Genomic DNA, 14,477 nt, shown 5'->3' on the forward strand with positions numbered 1-14,477 from the left:
ACCCCGGCCAGTCGGTGTGCGCGGGGTATCGGCGGGCCGCCGGACGGGTACGGTTTCCCGCGATGAACATTCTCGCTCTCGACCTGGGCACCTCGTCGGTACGGGCGCTGGTCCTCGACGCCGACGCGGTGCCGGTACCCGGGGCGCTGGCCCGCCGCCGGCTCACCGTCGCGGTGGGCGACGACGGCGCGGGCACCCTGGACGGGCCGGGTTACCTGGGCGCGCTGGTGGAGTGCCTGGACGAGCTGACCGCCGCCGGCCGGCTGACCGACGTCGGGCTGGTGGCCACCAGTGCCCAGTGGCACTCGGTGCTGCCGTTGGACCGCGCGGGTCGGCCGCTGGGACCGGTGCTCACCTGGCTGGACACCCGGCCGTACGCCCCGGCCGAGGCGCCCGGTCCGGTCGACGCGGCTGCCTTTCACCGGCGTACCGGCACCTGGGTGCACCGGTGCTTCTGGAACGTCCGCCTGCCCTGGTTGCGCAGCCACGCCGGGACCGCCCCGGCCCGCTTCGTCGGGCTGGTCGAGTTCGTGTTGGGTGCGCTGCTGGACGAGGCGCCGATGTCGGTGTCGCAGGCGTCCGGCACCGGACTGCTGGACCTGCGTACCTGCGACTGGGATCCGGAGGCGCTGCGGATCGCCCAGGTCCGCCCGGGGGAGCTGCCGGCCCTGGCCCCGGTCGGCTGGCAGGGGCGGTTGCGGGCCGAGGGCGCCCGACGGTGGCCGGCGCTGGCCGGGGCGGTGTGGGCCGCACCGGTCGGGGACGGCGCCGCGTCCAACGTCGGCTCGGGTTGCGTCACCCCGGACCGTACGGCGGTGACCGTCGGCACCTCCGCCGCCGTCCGGCTGGTGCAGCGGGTACCGGCCGGCAGCGTGCTGCCGGACCTGCCCGACCGGTTGTGGCGCTACCGGGTCGACCACGACCACGTGGTCACCGGGGCGGCCTACTCGTCCGGCGGGAACCTGTTCGCCTGGGCGCACCGGGAGTTGCGGCTCCCGGAGGGGGCCGAACTGGAGGCGGCGCTGGCCGCCGTGCCGCCCGGCGGTGGTGTCCCGGCGGACCCCCGGCTCGGCGGGGACCGGCCCCCGGGGATCGCCCCGGCCGGCTCCGGGTCGCTGGGCCGGATCGGGTTCGGCACCACGGCGGTGGAGATCGTCGCCGGGTTGATGGACGCGGTCTGCCGCCGGGTGGCCGTGGACCTGACCGAGATCGAGTCCACCGTGCAGCAGTCCACCGAGGTCACCCTGGGCGGCGGTGCGATCGCCGCCTCGGCCTGGTGGCGGGGCGCGTTCGCGGCGGCGCTGGCTCCCCGTACGGTCCGGCACGAGCCCAATCCGGAGATCGGTGCGACGGGGGCGGCCCTGGTGGCACTGGGCCGGATGGGGTGACGGCGCGGCGCCGGGCCCACCGGTACGACCGGAGCGGACCAACCGGAGGCATCAGCCGGACGGACGACGGCCGGTCACCGACCACGGCAGTACGTACCCACCCACCGTATCCTTCCTGAACCCGACCTCAGGTGGGCCCGTTGACACCTGTTCACCGGCTGGTTGGATGGACCCCGCTCCCCGGATCGGCCGGGGGGTCTGTAGGAGGCATGTGTGGGGACCGCCCCCGACCCGTCGCACGGTGCGGTGTCGAACCATCGCCGTCGCCGGTTCGATGTCCGGGTGGTGACCCACCGGCGGCGCTCGGCGTTCCGGCTGCGGGACTGGCGGATGCGCAGCAAACTCGCCGCGGTGCTGATCATCCCGTCGGTCGCCTTCCTGGTGGTGGCGACCGTGCAGGTGGCCGGCCTGGTCGGGCAGACCAACGTGCTCAGTGACTTCGCCAACCAGGTGATCATCGGTCGGCCGATCACCGGTCTGGTGCACGACCTGCAACAGGAACGGGAACGGGTCACCGGGGAACTGGCGTCGCTGCGCATCACCAGTGGCGGCCCGGAACGGGATGCGGCGATCGCCGTGCTGAAGCCGCTCTACGAACGTACCGACGCCTCGGTCGAGCGGCTGCGCCAGGCCGCCGCCCCGCTGGCCGACGCCGACGCGTCCTGGCGGGTCGCCTACGCCGACGTGCTCCAGGCGTACGACCAGGTGCGTTACATCCGGGCGGCGGTGCCGGCGGCGGTGCTGAGCACCGACACCATCCTGGCCAACTACCACCGGGCCATCGACCTGCTGCTGAACCTGCTCGCCGAGCCCTCGCCCGGTCAGGACCGACCGCAGTTGACCGACGCGGTGCTGCGGTACGTCGAGCTCGCCCGGGTCAAGGAGATCTCGGCCCGGATCCGGGGTGAACTGTACGACGCGTCCCGCACCGGCCGGTACGGGCGGGAGGCGCAGGCCCGGCTGAGTGACCTGCGTGCCCAGCAGTTGACCACGCTCGGGGCGTTCCGGGTGGTGGCGACCGAGGAGCAGATCCGCCGGTACGACCAGACGTCGACCGACCCGGGTTTCGTCGCGGCCACCCGGCTGGAGGAGCAGACCATCCCGGCGGCCACCGCCGCCCCGGTGGTGCTGCCGGCGCAGCAGTGGTGGTCGGCCAGTCAGCGTCGGCAGGACCTGCTCCGCCAGGTGGAGACGACGATCCTCGACGACGCGGTGGCCGAGGCCGAGGCGGCCAGCGGCGCCCAGTTGCGGCGTACCCTGCTGGTCGCCGGTGGGGTGCTGCTGGTGCTGCTCGTCGCGGTGCTGACCTCGGTGATCATCGGCCGGTCCATCGCCCGCTCGTTGCGCATGCTGCGCGGGCAGGCCCTGCGGATCGCGCAGATCGAACTGCCGGACGCGCTGGACCGGCTGCGGACGGTCAGCGGCGGCGTACCCGAGATCGACGTGGCCCCGGCGGTGGTGCGCTCCCTCGACGAGCTGGGTGAGCTGGCCGAGGCGTTCGTCGCGGTGCACCGCAGCGCGGTCAGTGTCGCCGTCGAGCAGGCCGTCATGCGGCGCAACGTCAACGCGATGTTCGTGAACCTGGCCCGGCGGAGCCAGGTGCTGGTGGAGCGGCAGCTCGAACTCCTCGACGAGCTGGAACGGGAGGAGAGCGACCCGGACCAGTTGGAGAACCTGTTCCGCCTCGACCACCTGGCTGCCCGGATGCGCCGTAACGACGAGAGCCTGCTCGTCCTCGCCGGCTCCGAGTCGACGCGCCGCTGGAACCGGCCGGTGATGCTCTCCGCCGTCCTGCTGGCGGCGAGCGCGGAGATCGAGCAGTACCAGCGGATCCGCCAGGAGATCGCCGACCCGCTGCACGTGGTCGGGCACGTCATCGGTGACCTGGTGCACCTGCTGGCCGAGCTGCTGGAGAACGCGACGGCCTTCTCCCGGCCCGACACCCTGGTCCGGGTGATCGGCCGCGCCGACCCGGACGGCGCCGTACTGGAGATCGTCGACGCCGGTCTGGGGATGAGCGAGACCGCGCTGGCGGAGGCGAACGAGACGCTCGCCCAGCCGCCGGCGGCCGATGTCGCGGCCAGTGAACGGATGGGTCTGTTCGTGGTCAGCCACCTCGCCGCCCGGCACGGCATCCGGGTCGGGTTGCAGGTCGGTGAGGAGGGTCTGGTCGCTGTCGTCCGGCTGCCGGCCGACCTGGTGGCGCCGGCCCCGGTCGACCAGGTCGAACCGCCCACCGCGCCCCGCCGGATGGCGGTCTCCCCGCCGACCGGCCGGGTCAGGCTGCCGTTGGCCGGTGCCCCGGTGCCGCAGGGTCTGCCGGCCGGGCAGCACAACGGCGACGGTGCGCGCAACGGCGTCGGGGCACCACCGGTGGTGGTCGCCCCGCCGGTGCCGCAGCCGGGTGTCCCGGGTCCGGTACCGGACCCGCGGCCGGGCGGCGTGGACGAGACCCGGGTACTGGAGCTGCCGGTGGCCGGGCGTCCGCCGGGTCGGAGCGCGACGCCCCGGCGGACCCGACCGGTGCCGACCCGGGCCGAGGACGTGCTCAGTCCGCCCACCGGCGCCCCGGCGGCCCGGAGCACGTGGTGGTCCCGTCCCGGCCCGTCCGACGGTGCCGCCCCGGCGGCCACCGGGGTGGGTGCCCCGGCGCCACCGGTGGTGCCGGTCACGGGTGGGACGAACCACCGTGGGCTGCCCATCCGGGTACCGATGGCCCAGTTGCCGGCGGTCACCGAGTCGGCCACGCCGTCGGTGCCCCTGGCACGTCACGACCCCGATCCCGAGGCCGTCGGCGGCATGCTCTCCCGGTTGTACGGGGGCGTACGCCGCGCGGAGGCCGAGGAGACGACGGAGATATCCATGCCGCCGGCCGGCGGGCGCAGCGAAGGGATGCAACAGTGAAGACGCTCAGTCAAGAGGCACGGGACCTGAGTTGGCTGGTCAGCGCGTTCACCGAGCGGGTGCCCGGGGTGGCGCACGCGATCGTGGTCTCCTCGGACGGGCTGCTGGTGGCGATCTCGGACCACCTGCCCCGCGACCACGCCGACAAGCTGGCGGCGGTGACCTCCGGGCTGATGAGCATCACCGCCGGTGCGGCGCAGATGTTCGACGGTGACATCGTCAAGCAGACGGTGGTGGAGATGGGCCGGGGCTACTTCCTGGTGATGCAGATCCGCGACGGGTCGATCCTGGCCACCCTGGCCGGCGCGGACGCCGACATCGGGGTGGTCGGGTACGAGATGGCCCGGCTGGCCAAGCAGGCCGGGGAGATGCTCACCCCGGCGCTGCGCGCGGAGTTGCAGCAGGCCCTGCCGCGCTGAACGGGTAGCGGGGGTCGGACCGTGGCCACGGTCCGACCCCCGTCTTCGTCCGGCGGCGCGGGGCCGGTCGTGCGGCCCCGTGCCCGGTGGGGTGGTTCAGAGTCCGTTGGCGGCGATCACCCGGCGGTACCAGTGGGCGCTGCTCTTGAGGACCCGACGCTGGGTGGGGTAGTCGACGTAGATCAAGCCCCAACGCTGGTCGTAGCCGACCTCCCACTCGAAGTTGTCCATCAGGGACCAGACGTGGTAGCTCTCCAGCGGCACGCCGCTGGCGACGGCCCGGTGGGCGGCGGCGAGGTGGTCGCGGAGGAAGGCGATCCGGCCGGTGTCGTCGACGGTACCGGCGTCGCTGAGGGTGTCCGGCGTGGGCAGGCCGTTCTCGGTGACGGTGATCGGTACCGGGCCGTAGTCGCGGGTCACCCGGGTGAGGATGTCGTACATGCCGTCCGGGTAGATCTGCTGCCAGCTCGCCTCGGAGGTGGGCCAGCGGCGCTCGGTGCCGCCGGTGCCGGTGACGTAGATCGGGGTGTAGTACTGCACGGCGAGCAGGTCCACCGGGGCTGAGATGATCTTCAGGTCGCCGTCCCGGATGCCCTGGACCATCCGGCTGCCGGGGCCCAGGTCGGCCAGCACGTCGGCCGGGTAGCTGCCGGTGAAGACCGGGTCGAGGTACAGCCGGTTCTCGTAGCCGTCGTAGAGGCGGGCGGCGGCGGTGGCGGCCGGGCTGTCGTCCACCGGGTAGCAGGGGTGCAGGTTCAGGGCCGGCCCGATCCGGGTGTCGTCACCGGTGGCGCGCAGGGCCTGCACGGCGAGACCGTGCGCCAGCATCAGGTGGTGGGCGACCAGGTACGCGGCGTCCGGGTCCTGGTGACCGGGGGCGTGGTGGCCGATCAGGTACCCGTTCTGCACGACGGTCTTCGGCTCGTTGACGGTGAGCCAGGTCGGGACGGCGGTGCCCAGTGCGTTGAACACCGCGTCGGCGTACTCGGCGAAGCGGTGGGCGGTGTCGCGGTTCTCCCAGCCGCCCGCGTCCTGGAGCGCCTGGGGCAGGTCCCAGTGGTAGAGGGTGGCCATCGGGGCGATGCCCCGGTCGTGCAGGCCGTCGACCAGCCGCCGGTAGAAGTCCAGTCCGCGCTGGTTGGGGGCGCCGCGCCCGTCGGCCTGGATGCGGGGCCAGGAGATGGAGAACCGGTAGCTGCGCAGCCCCAGGTCCCGCATCAGGTCGAGGTCGGCGAGGTAGCGGTGGTAGTGGTCGGCGGCGACGTCACCGTTGTCGCCGCCGCGGGTCCGGCCCGGGGTCCGGCTGAAGGTGTCCCAGATCGACTCGCCCCGTCCGTCCTCCTTGGCGGCGCCCTCGATCTGGTACGCCGAGGTGGCCGCGCCCCAGCCGAAGTTCTCCGGGAAGTGCAGGCCGAGGGTGCCCTCCGCGTCGGTGTGGCGTTCCGGGTCGGTGTCGTCACCCGGCCCGGTGGCGGGGTCGCCGGTACGGCGTGCGGGGGTGGCGTCACCGGCGGTCAGCAGGGCGGCGCCGGTGGGGACGGTGGCGCTGACGGCGGCCCGGGTCACGCCGGCCACGGCGGTGGCGCTGGCGGAGCGCGCGGCGTGGCGGAGCAGATGCCGCCGGGTGAGTACGGACATGGGATCTCCTCAGGGTGGGATGCCCACCGCGACCGACGGGAGCGCTCCCATGATACGGCAGGAGTGGTCCTTGTCGATCGAGGTCGGAAGGGTGTGCGGCGATGGTGGCGGGGCCGGCCCACCGGTTGGTCCACGGGGGACGAACGGTGCGGGCGGACGGCCGGGTGGTGCGGCGCGCCGGGCGACCGCGGATAGCGCGACAGGCCGATCGGGCGCCAGTCCCGTCGGCCTCTTTTCCCATCGTCATCGGGGGTTTAGTGTGGGGACGGGGAGGGCAGCCCCCGTCCCCACGTTCAGTTACATACACGCATGAGTGGAATTGGCGTCCTGGTCATGCGTGTCGCGCGGGAGCCGGGCCACGCGAGTGGCTCTGGTTCCACCTCCTTTCGGTGGCGGGTTTCGGCTGACGGCAGAGTCCGGGCTGGCCCGCCGTCGGCCCTTGTGGTCAGTGGCCGGGGTTGATCGGGCAGAGCTACCCCGGCTGCTTCACTCACTGCATCGCCATCGATGGAAGCGCTCCCATCGACGTTGCTGCGACTGTAACCGTCGTCACGGGTTTGTGAAAGACCCAAAATGAGATCGAAACATCTCCCGGCCGTGAAGTGACCGGCAGGTGTCGTCTCCACCTGCGTAAACGCTCCTGTGCCCGGTTTCCGGATTGCGTCATCCGGCAACCGTGGCCGGCCCCGGGTGGGCACGCCCTTGATGCGGGAGCGCTCCCATGCCAGACTGTCGAACATCGCGCAGGGGAGCCACGCAACCACGCGAACGAGGGCCGCCGAGGGCAGCCGGGTCACCCGGTACGGCGCCCGAGCGGGTCGGGTCACCGACGTCGGGTCCGACGCTCGGCGCACCTGTCCGCCCGCACCCGTTCCGGGACGGGTCTTCCACCTTCCCGGGTGTCTCCGACCCCCGCGCCCTTCCGCGCCGGAGACGCCCCGCCGCGGGCCAGTCGGCCCCGGCCAGGTCCGCGAGGAGACTCCACGCAATGAAACTCTGGGCAAGACGTCGCCGGGTGGCGATGCTCGCCGCCGGCGCACTGGTCGTCGGCGGGGTGGCCCTGCCGGCCGCCGCGCAGGCCGCCCCCGCCTGTGACGTGGTCTATGCGACCAGCGACTGGAACAACGGTTTCACCGCCAACGTGACGATCAAGAACCTCGGCGACGCCATGAACGGCTGGACGCTGCGGTTCGCCTTCCCCAGCGACCAGCGGGTCACCAACGGCTGGTCGGCGCGGTGGAGCCAGACCGGCAACCAGGTCACCGCCGTCAACGAGGCGTGGAACGGCAGCCTGGCCACCGGCGCCGAGACCACCATCGGCTTCCAGGGCACGCACAGCGGCACCAACCCGAAGCCGACCTCGTTCTCGGTCAACGGGGTCACCTGCGGCGGCGTGGTCAACCCCCAGCCGCCGACGGTCTCGCTGAGCGTGCCGGCCGGACCGTTCGAGGCCCCCGCCGACGTGCCGCTGACCGCCACCGCCAGCGACCCGGACGGCACCATCGGCAAGGTCGAGTTCTACCGCAACGGCCTGCTGGTCAACACCGACACCACCGCGCCGTACGGCTACACCCTGGAGGACCTGCCGGCCGGCAGCTACACCGTCCAGGCCAAGGCGTACGACAACGCGAACCTGACCGCGATCGACGAGAAGTCGTTCACCGTCAGCCAGGCCACCGGCCCGCAGTTCGTCGCCACCCCGTCGGCCGTCGGCGTGCCGGAGGGCGGCACCGCCACGGTCAACCTCAAGCTCAGCGCCGCGCCGTCGGCGAACGTCCCGGTCACCCTGACCCGGACCGGCGACACCGACGTGACGGTGTCGCCCGCCACGGCCACCCTGACCACGGCCAACTGGAACACCGGCGTCACCCTGACCCTGGCCGCCGCCGAGGACAGCGACACCGCCGGTGGCAGCGCCACCGTCACCGCGACGGCGACCGGCTTCGCGCCACTGGCCATCACCGCCACGGAGATCGACAACGACACCCCGGGCGGCGACAACGTCTACACCGCACGGTTCCTGGAGCAGTACGGCAAGATCAAGAACTCGGGCTACTTCAGCCCCGAGGGCGTGCCGTACCACTCGATCGAGACCCTGATCGTCGAGGCCCCCGACCACGGTCACGAGACCACCTCGGAGGCGTTCAGCTTCTGGCTCTGGCTGGAGGCGCAGTACGGCCGGGTCACCCAGAACTGGGCCCCGTTCAACAACGCCTGGACGGTGATGGAGCAGTACATCATCCCGTCGCACGCCGACCAGCCCACCGCCGGTTCGGCGGGCACCGCGCAGTACGCCTCCGAGTTCGACCTGCCCAGCCAGTACCCGTCGCAGTTGCAGCCCAACGTCTCGGTGGGTCAGGACCCGCTGCGCAGCGAGCTGCAGAGCACCTACGGCACCGGTGACATCTACGGCATGCACTGGCTGCTCGACGTGGACAACGTCTACGGCTACGGCCGGTGCGGCGACGGCACCACCCGCCCGGCGTACATCAACACCTTCCAGCGGGGTCCGCAGGAGTCGGTCTGGGAGACCGTGCCGCAGCCGTCCTGCGACACCTTCGCCCACGGTGGCCAGTACGGCTACCTGGACCTGTTCGTCAAGGAGCAGAACGCCCCGGCGAAGCAGTGGAAGTACACCAACGCCCCGGACGCGGACGCCCGCGCCGTGCAGGCCGCCTACTGGGCGCTGACCTGGGCCAAGGCGCAGGGCAAGGCGGCCGACGTGGCGGCCACCGTGGCGAAGGCCGCCAAGATGGGCGACTACCTGCGCTACGCCATGTTCGACAAGTACTTCAAGAAGATCGGTAACTGCGTCGGGGCCACCACCTGCCCGGCCGGCACCGGCAAGGACTCCGCGCACTACCTGATGTCGTGGTACTACGCCTGGGGTGGCGCGTACGAGCAGAACCAGAACTGGTCCTGGCGGATCGGGTCCAGCCACAACCACTTCGGCTACCAGAACCCGTTCGCGGCCTGGGCGCTGACCAACGTCAACGAGCTCAAGCCCAAGTCGCCGACCGCCGTCGCCGACTGGACCAAGAGCCTGGAGCGGCAGCTGGAGTTCTACACCTGGCTCCAGTCCGCCGAGGGCGGCATCGCCGGTGGGGCCACCAACAGCTGGCAGGGCGCCTACGCCCAGCCGCCGGCCGGTACGCCCACCTTCTACGGCATGTTCTACGACGAGAAGCCGGTCTACCACGACCCGCCGTCGAACCAGTGGTTCGGTATGCAGGTCTGGTCGATGCACCGGATCGCCGAGCTGTACCAGCAGACCGGCAACGCGAAGGCCAAGGCGCTGCTGGACAAGTGGGTCCCGTGGGCGATCGCCAACACCACCATCGGCACCGGTAAGGACTTCCAGGTCCCGTCCGAGCTGACCTGGACCGGCAAGCCGGAGACCTGGAACCCGACCAGCCCGGCGGCGAACACCAACCTGCACGTCACGGTGAAGTCGAAGAGCCAGGACGTCGGGGTGGCCGGCGCGTACGCCCGTACGCTGATCGCCTACGCCGCCAAGTCGGGCAACGTCGCGGCGAAGAACACCGCGAAGGGCCTGCTCGACGCGCTGTACGCCAACAGCGACGCCAAGGGTGTCTCGGCGCCGGAGACCCGTGGCGACTACGCCCGGTTCGACGACGTCTACAACGCCAGCACCGGCCAGGGCCTCTACGTCCCGTCCGGCTGGACCGGCACCATGCCCAACGGCGACGTGATCGCCTCGGGCAAGAGCTTCCTCGACATCCGGTCCTTCTACAAGAACGACCCGGACTGGCCCAAGGTCAAGGCGCACCTCGACGGTGGACCGGCTCCGACGTTCAACTACCACCGGTTCTGGGCGCAGGCGGACGTCGCCATGGCCTACGCCGACTACGGGAACTTCTTCCCCAACGGCTGACCGGGACGGCTCCGGGTGGGTGGTGGGGCCGCCCACCCGGAGTGCCGATCCGCGCCGTAGGAGCTGACGGCGGCGGATCGCCGGCCCGTGCCACGGCGACACGGGCCGCGAACGCGGCGGGTGGGATCCGGTCCGGCCGGATCCCACCCGCCGCCCGTACGCCGTGCCCGGTCCGGTATGGACCGTGGGCGGCGGGCCCCCGACCGGGCCTGGTCCCGGTCCCGGCACGACCTGACGCCCACGGTCAGGTCGAACCGTGGCGGGTCGGCCGGCTGGCCGACGCAGCGGCCGGTCGACCCGCCACGCCCCCCGGTGGACCTGGAACTTCCACCCCGACACGCCGGTGCGGCTGGTCGAAGGGGTGTCTGGGATGCGAGAACGTGAACATCCGTGAAACCACGGGCCAACGGACTCCCACTGGGCGCCGCCAGGGGGTACCGTACTCACCGAAGAGGCCGCTCCCCCCGTGGCGGCCTCTTCGCTTGTCCGGCGGCAGATCCCCGGGCCCGCCGTCGGTCCGGGTCAGACCGTCCCGGTCAACCGTCCCGTCTCCGCCGGGCTCCCGGCGGTCGCGGTCGGCACCACCGGGTGGCGTATCCCCGGATGCCCGGCCGGCAGGGACCGGCGGATGATCCACCAACTGACCGCGAGCGCGGTGGCCACCAGCGGCCAGGTCAGCGCGAGCCGGGCGGCGGCCAGCGCCACCACCTGCCCGCCGTAGTAGAGCGGCACGAACACCGCCACCCGCAACGCGTACGTCGCGGCCCAGAACCAGCTTGCCCGGGAGTACGCCCGCAGCAGCGCCGGGTCACGGCGCCAGCGGGTCCGTTGCCCCAACGCGATCCCGACGACCACGCCGAGCAGTGGCCAGCGGATCACGATGCTGGCCACCCAGGCCAGTGCGCTCGCCGCGTTCGAGACGACCTGGATCAGGAAGAAGTCCACGGCCCGGCCGGTACGCAGGGCGATCAGCGCCGCCACGCAGACGGCGAGCAGGCCGATCAGGACCGACCGGGGCCGGTCGCCCCGGCGCAGCCGCCAGCCGGCGAGCGCCGTACCGGTGACCACCGCGGCGATCACGCCCGCCCAGATCGAGTGCCCGCCGAGCAGCCAGCCGGCGGTGAAGGCCACCGGGGGGAGGGTCGCGTCGACCGCACCCCGCCGTCCGCCGAGCAGCGTCGACAGGGATTCGTCGGCCGGGTCGGTACCGCCCGGTGATCCGCCTCGGGGCGCGTCCTGGCCCGGTGACCCGGTCCGGAGCGCGTCCTGGTTCGGTGGCGGGCCGGCCACGCGGGGTCGGCCGTGCTGTGGTGTACCGGCCACCGCCACCTCCTGTCGACGTCCGGCCCCAACTTACCGCTCCCACGTCGCCGACTGCCGGCCCCGGCGGGGGTGACGCGGCTCCCAGCGCCCTGCCGGCCGGGGTGTACCTGCTCACCACGGTCACGCCGCAGGGGGCGGATTCCGCACCCGGCCCGCGCCGGTAGGGTACGACCGGGACCGTTACGGTGTGCGCATGCGAACGAGGACGAAGGCCTGGACGGCGGCCTGGCTGGTGCTGCTGGTCATCCTCCAGGTCCTGGCGTTCCTCGTGCTCTGGCACTACGCGGTGGGTACCCGGGCCGGGCAGTGGCTGGACACCGTCGCGCTGACCGGTAACCGGATCGGCCAGGACCGGATCGACGAACCGGTCGACCGGGTGCTGAACGCCATGTCGGTGGTGTCGCTGCTGGCGGCCACCGCCGTCATCGGCTTCATCGCGCTGATCCGGGGCCGGATCGCGTTGGCGATCATGGCGACGCTGCTGATCGGTGGCGCCAACGTCACCACCCAGCTGCTGAAGTACGGGCTTACCCGGCCGGACTTCGGCATCGACCCGGAACGGGCCGCGGTCGGCAACAGCCTGCCCAGCGGGCACACCGCCGTCGCCGCCTCGGTGGCGGTCGCCCTGGTGCTGGTCCTGCCCCGGCAGGTCCGGGCGGCGGGTGCCCTGGTCGGCACGGCGTACGCCGGCATCGCCGGGGTGGCCACCCTGTCGGCGGGTTGGCACCGGCCCAGCGACGCGGTCGCGGCGTTCCTGGTGGTGGGGGCGTGGGCGGCCCTGGCCGGTCTCGTCCTGCTCTTCACCCAGCGGGAGCAGGCCCAGGTCGACCCGACCGACGCGCACCGGGTGATCGCCTCGGTACTCGGCATCGGCGGGCTGGTCCTGGTGGCCGGGTGTACGGTGGCCCTGTCCCGGATCGTCGACCTCCGGCTGCCGGACCCGGCGGACCTGACCCGGGACACCCTGTTCACCGCGTACGCGGGCAGCGCCGCCGGGATCGCCGGGAGCATGGCGGTGGTGATGGCCCTGGTGCTGACCTCGGTGCACCGGCTGGTACCCCGACTCAAGGGCTGACCGGCGCGGGCATCCGGCTGGCCGCCGGCCCTCTGACCGGTCGCCGTGCCGCCCGCCCGGCCGGTCGGCCGGTCGGTCGGTCCGGGTCAGCGGGCGAACGTCCCCACCATGGTCCCGCTGGCCATCTCCCGACCCTTCAACGCGTCGTGCACCGCTGCGGCATCCGGAGGATCGGCCAGGTCGAGCGGTTTGCGCAGGGCGTACAGGCGGAAGAAGTAGCGGTGCGGATCGTCCCCGGCCGGCGGGTGCGGCCCACCCCAGCCGGTGGCGCCGAAACCGTTGGTCCACTCCCGGCCGCCCGCCGGTACCTGCCCCTCGGCCACCCCGCCCGGGCTGGGCTCGATCCCGGTCACCAGCCAGTGCAGGAACGGTGTGCGTCCGGCGTCCGGATCCTCGACCAGCAGGACCAGTTCGCTGGTCGAATCGGGTACGTCATCCCACTCCAGTGGCGGCGAGACGTTCCCGCCGTCCCGGGCGAACCGGTCGGGTATCCGGTCGTGGTCGTTGAACGCGACGCTGCGCAGGAGGATTCCTGCCATCGACCCATCGCCTCCTCGTGCCGCCGGTCGGTGTGCGCCGCCCGGGTACCCGGCCCCGGCGACCTGAAACCGCTGGTCAGTCCCCGGACCGCTGTTCCACGGCGCGTTGCACGGCCCGGTAGATCTGCCCGAAACGCAGCCCGTCGGAGCTGCGCAGCAGCATGGTCTCCCGGCCGTGGTGCCGGACCCAGAGCTCGTGTACCCGGGAACCCCGGTCGTAGGAGCGGTCCAGCCAGCCCAACGGGATCTCCAGGAAGGGGGCGAGGGCCAGCGCGCCGATCGCGCAGACCGCGACGATGACCAGGACGGTCCGCCACTGGCCCCGGTCCTGCGCCGCGTAGCCGAGCGAGATCAGACAGACCAGCGCGACGAGGGGTGGGAGGGACAGCAGCAGGACCAGGACGCCCCGGCCGAGTACCCGGGAACGCTCGGCGAGGCCGGCGCGTCCCTGGACGTGCCAGACGTAGCTGACGTCGCGGAGGTCGATCCGGTGTCCGTCGACCTGGATGTGCTCCGAGGTGACCTGGACCGTGCCGTCCCGGTAATAGAGCGTCATCGCTCAAGCAAACCCGCGATGTCGACCGGGCGGAAGGGGATCGTTACCGTGTGCCGGATGAATGAGTGGGGGGACGGCAGGTCGTCGCTGGTCCGTGAAGCGTTCCGGGCGGAGTGCGACCGCCTGACCGGGGTACTGGCCGGGCTGACCGACACCCAACTCGACCGCCCGACCGGCTGCCCGCCGTGGAACGTCCGTGAGCTGGTCGCCCATGTGCTCGTCGGGGCCGGCCGGCTCACCGGGATGCTCGCCGGGCCGCCGGCGCCGCAGCACGCCGAGGTGGACGCGGCGGCCTATTTCGGGGCCGCGAAGTTCGCCCCGGAGGTGGACGCCGACCGGGTGGCGGCGGCCCGGCAGGCGGCGGGGACGCTCCCCGCCGGCCCGGCACTCGCCGCCGGGTTCGAGCAGGCCTGGCGGTCCGCGTACGACGCGTCCGGTGCGGTGCCGCCGGGTCGGGTCGTGCGTACCCGGCACGGCGACGCGATGACCGTCGTCGAGTTCCTGGTGACCCGGGTGGTGGAGGTGGCGGTGCACGGGCTCGACCTGGCCGCCGCGGTGGACCGTCCGGTGTGGTTGACCGGGCCGGCGGCCGACGTGGTCGCCAGGTTGCTCGTGGGCGACACGGTGGTGCCGCCCGGACTGGGCTGGGACGCTGCCACGCTGGTCGCCAAGGCGACCGGGCGGGCGCCGTTGACCGGCGCGGAACGCGCGACGCTGGACCGCGTCCACTTCCGCTGGCT

The 14,477-nt window shown here is 72.7% G+C and carries 10 protein-coding genes; 6 read left to right on the forward strand and 4 right to left on the reverse strand.

What is annotated here, in order from left to right; genetic code table 11:
• Positions 1–62: 62 nt before the first annotated feature.
• The 3 genes from GSF22_RS20200 to GSF22_RS20210 all read left to right on the forward strand — a co-directional run bounded on the left by GSF22_RS20200 (position 63) and on the right by GSF22_RS20210 (position 4,711).
• The gene (locus tag GSF22_RS20200; protein WP_208815285.1) at positions 63–1,388 is read left to right on the forward strand and encodes an FGGY family carbohydrate kinase; all 1,326 of its coding nucleotides are present in this window, start codon (positions 63–65) and stop codon (positions 1,386–1,388) included.
• A 213-nt stretch (positions 1,389–1,601) separates the two neighbouring features.
• Positions 1,602–4,292 carry an ATP-binding protein gene (locus GSF22_RS20205; protein WP_208815286.1) on the forward strand — a complete coding sequence of 897 codons (2,691 nt, stop codon included), beginning with the start codon at positions 1,602–1,604 and terminating at the stop codon, positions 4,290–4,292.
• Positions 4,289–4,711 carry a roadblock/LC7 domain-containing protein gene (locus GSF22_RS20210; RefSeq protein WP_208815287.1) on the forward strand — a complete coding sequence of 141 codons (423 nt, stop codon included), beginning with the start codon at positions 4,289–4,291 and terminating at the stop codon, positions 4,709–4,711. Before GSF22_RS20205 ends, GSF22_RS20210 begins: the two co-directional genes overlap by 4 nt.
• A 96-nt stretch (positions 4,712–4,807) precedes the next feature.
• On the opposite strand, the gene GSF22_RS20215 is transcribed toward GSF22_RS20210, so the two are convergent.
• On the reverse strand, positions 4,808–6,349 hold the full coding sequence (locus GSF22_RS20215; protein ID WP_244367843.1) for a GH1 family beta-glucosidase: 1,542 nt from the start codon (positions 6,347–6,349) through the stop codon (positions 4,808–4,810).
• A 988-nt stretch (positions 6,350–7,337) separates the two neighbouring features.
• Here GSF22_RS20215 and GSF22_RS20220 point away from each other — a divergent pair.
• On the forward strand, positions 7,338–10,244 hold the full coding sequence (locus GSF22_RS20220) for a glycoside hydrolase family 48 protein (protein ID WP_208815288.1): 2,907 nt from the start codon (positions 7,338–7,340) through the stop codon (positions 10,242–10,244).
• 522 nt (positions 10,245–10,766) lie between these two features.
• Here the strand turns inward: GSF22_RS20220 and GSF22_RS20225 are convergent.
• The gene (locus tag GSF22_RS20225; RefSeq protein ID WP_208815294.1) at positions 10,767–11,420 is read right to left on the reverse strand and encodes a DUF3159 domain-containing protein; all 654 of its coding nucleotides are present in this window, start codon (positions 11,418–11,420) and stop codon (positions 10,767–10,769) included.
• A 340-nt stretch (positions 11,421–11,760) separates the two neighbouring features.
• On the opposite strand from GSF22_RS20225, the gene GSF22_RS20230 reads away from it, so the two are divergent.
• Positions 11,761–12,642 (forward strand): phosphatase PAP2 family protein, encoded by an 882-nt coding sequence (locus GSF22_RS20230; RefSeq protein ID WP_208815289.1) that lies wholly within the window; start codon positions 11,761–11,763, stop codon positions 12,640–12,642.
• Between the two features lie 86 nt (positions 12,643–12,728).
• Here the strand turns inward: GSF22_RS20230 and GSF22_RS20235 are convergent, their stop codons facing one another.
• Positions 12,729–13,181, reverse strand: a complete 453-nt coding sequence (locus GSF22_RS20235; protein ID WP_208815290.1) for a YbhB/YbcL family Raf kinase inhibitor-like protein — start codon at positions 13,179–13,181, stop codon at positions 12,729–12,731.
• Positions 13,182–13,257: 76 nt separating this feature from the next.
• The gene (locus GSF22_RS20240) at positions 13,258–13,737 is read right to left on the reverse strand and encodes a DUF6232 family protein (protein WP_208815291.1); all 480 of its coding nucleotides are present in this window, start codon (positions 13,735–13,737) and stop codon (positions 13,258–13,260) included.
• 57 nt (positions 13,738–13,794) lie between these two features.
• Between GSF22_RS20240 and GSF22_RS20245 the strand changes: the two genes are divergently transcribed.
• Positions 13,795–14,477: maleylpyruvate isomerase N-terminal domain-containing protein (locus GSF22_RS20245; RefSeq protein ID WP_208815292.1), on the forward strand; the 683-nt coding region annotated here is incomplete at its 3' end.

Origin of the sequence: Micromonospora echinofusca (assembly GCF_017614955.1) — a bacterium.
Taxonomy (GTDB): Bacteria; Actinomycetota; Actinomycetes; order Mycobacteriales; family Micromonosporaceae; genus Micromonospora; species Micromonospora echinofusca_A.